The 1,948-nt window shown below is 69.0% G+C and carries 2 protein-coding genes; both read left to right on the plus strand.

Annotation, left to right across the window (positions count from 1 at the left end):
* The first annotated feature begins 347 nt into the window (after window positions 1-347).
* Window positions 348-1,076 carry a restriction endonuclease gene (locus AOK17_RS43520; protein ID WP_079053622.1) on the plus strand — a complete coding sequence of 243 codons (729 nt, stop codon included), beginning with the start codon at window positions 348-350 and terminating at the stop codon, window positions 1,074-1,076.
* Window positions 1,077-1,351: 275 nt separating this feature from the next.
* Window positions 1,352-1,948, plus strand: a 597-nt coding sequence (locus tag AOK17_RS52995; RefSeq protein ID WP_245697755.1) for an MFS transporter, incomplete at its 3' end; no start/stop codon positions are given.

Consider the following 1,948-nt stretch of genomic DNA (forward strand, 5'->3'; position numbering starts at 1 on the left):
TTCGTCGGTAGCGTCAGATGGGTATCAGAGACAGATTCTGGGCTGTGGGTGAGGGGCGGGAGTGCTGCGCGGGCTCTCGTCCGTGGCGTGCCGCTGGAGCCGGCGGGTGTTCTGGGTGGCCCGAAAGGGTTCCCGTCCCTGGTGGGTGGCAGGATCTGACCTAGTGTCAACAGCGCCTGCGCAGAAGCCTGTTGGGCGGTCGGGGTGGCCGTGGGCGGGTGCGCCTAGGGGGACACGGTGGCTTGGACCGATCCTTGCGTGAGGAATGACGGTGTGCACGTCCGGGGGCGGCGGTGAGCCGCCGGGCGCCGGTGCGGCGGGCACGGCGTAAGCCTGTGAAGCGTGTGATGACCTCGAAATCCGTGAAGCGGGCGGCGGGTTCGAAGTCTGTGAAGCGGGTGTCCGTGAAGCGGGTCTCCAGCCCGGTCCAGCCCAGCGGGCCCCGGCCGTTGGTGCTGGGGGTCGCGGCTGCCGCGGGGGGCGGGCTCTGTGTTGCCGTGGGCCAGTGGCTGTTGGGGAATTGGTGGTTGATCGCGCTGCTGGCCGCCGTCCTGGGTGGGGCCGGTGCACTCTGGCTCGCTCAGTGGGCTGCGAAGGCCTGGTGGGAGCGGGCGCATGTGCGGCGGCTGCGGTACGAGCTTCCCCAGCTCGACGGGCTTCACCACGAGGACTTCGAGTTCGCGGTACGGGATCTGATGCGCCGTGACGGATGCGCCGATGCCGTACAGGTGGGCGGGGCCGGGGACAACGGCGCCGACGTGACGGCCACCGATCCGCTCGGCAGGCGCTGGGTGATCCAGTGCAAGCACCGGCAGGACGGGGCCCTGGGATCGGCGGTGGGCACCCCGGATCTGCATGTGCTCAACGGCACCGGGCGGCAGCTGCACGGCGGTGACGTGGTCGTTCTCGTGACGAACGGGCGCTTCACCGCGGGGTGCGAGCCGCTCGCGAAGTCCCAGAAGCTGCATCTCGTCGACCGCGGAACGCTGGGGGAGTGGGCGGCGGGTTCACGGCCGCTCTGGGAGCTGCTTCAGCAGCTGCCGCCCTCGCCGGGCAGGCGGTCGGCGTTGCCCTGAGACCTTGTCCTGAGGTTTTGTCCTGAGACCTCGTCGTCCCGAGACTTCGTTGTCCTGAGAACACTGTTGTCGGGCTGCAGAACACTGTCGTCGTGCGGCACGGAAGTCGTCATGCCTCGCAACTGCCGCATAACAATCATGAGTTCAGGCTTCTGCCTGCGAACGACGGGCCCGGTTGCCTATGGTGCGCGGAGCCCCTTCGCCCATGTGTTCGCAAAGGATGCCGTCATGTCTGACTCTGTACGACACGAGGACGACCTGGCGCAGGTTCGTTCGTGACGTCCGGTACGGCGTCCGGTACGGCGGCGCTGCAGGAACGCCGGTACCGGATCCTGGTCACCGGCTACGCGATCTCCTCGTACGGCACCTTCCTCAACGTCGTGGCGCTCAGCCTCTACGTCTACGCGGTCACGGACCGGGCGCTGGCCGTCGGTGTGTTCATGGCCGTACGACTCGCCGCGGGGTTCGTCGCGGGGCTCGCCGCGGCTGCGGTGCTGGCCCGCTGGTCCGCGAAGGGCGTCATGTTCTGGGCCAACGTGGCCCAAGCGGCGGCGCTGCTCCTGCTGGTGCTGGCCCCCGACGGATTCCGTACGGGCACGCTGTTCGCCGTCTCCGCGGTGGTGGGGGCCTCGGGCACCCTGTTCATGGTCACGCTGCGCAGCTCCATCCCGGACATGGTCGGCGAGGGGCGGCACACCTGGGCCAACTCGCTTATGGTCAGCGGGCGTTCGATGGCCATGGTGGCCGGGTTCGCCTCGTCGGGCGTGGTCGTGTCCCTGCTCGGCTACACCGCTGCCTTCCTCGTGGACATGGCCACCTTCCTCGTCTGCGCCCTGACCGTCCTGCTCCTTCCGATGCCCATGGGCCCGGCG

The sequence above is a fragment of the Streptomyces phaeochromogenes genome (assembly GCF_001418655.1).
GTDB lineage: Bacteria > Actinomycetota > Actinomycetes > Streptomycetales > Streptomycetaceae > Streptomyces > Streptomyces phaeochromogenes.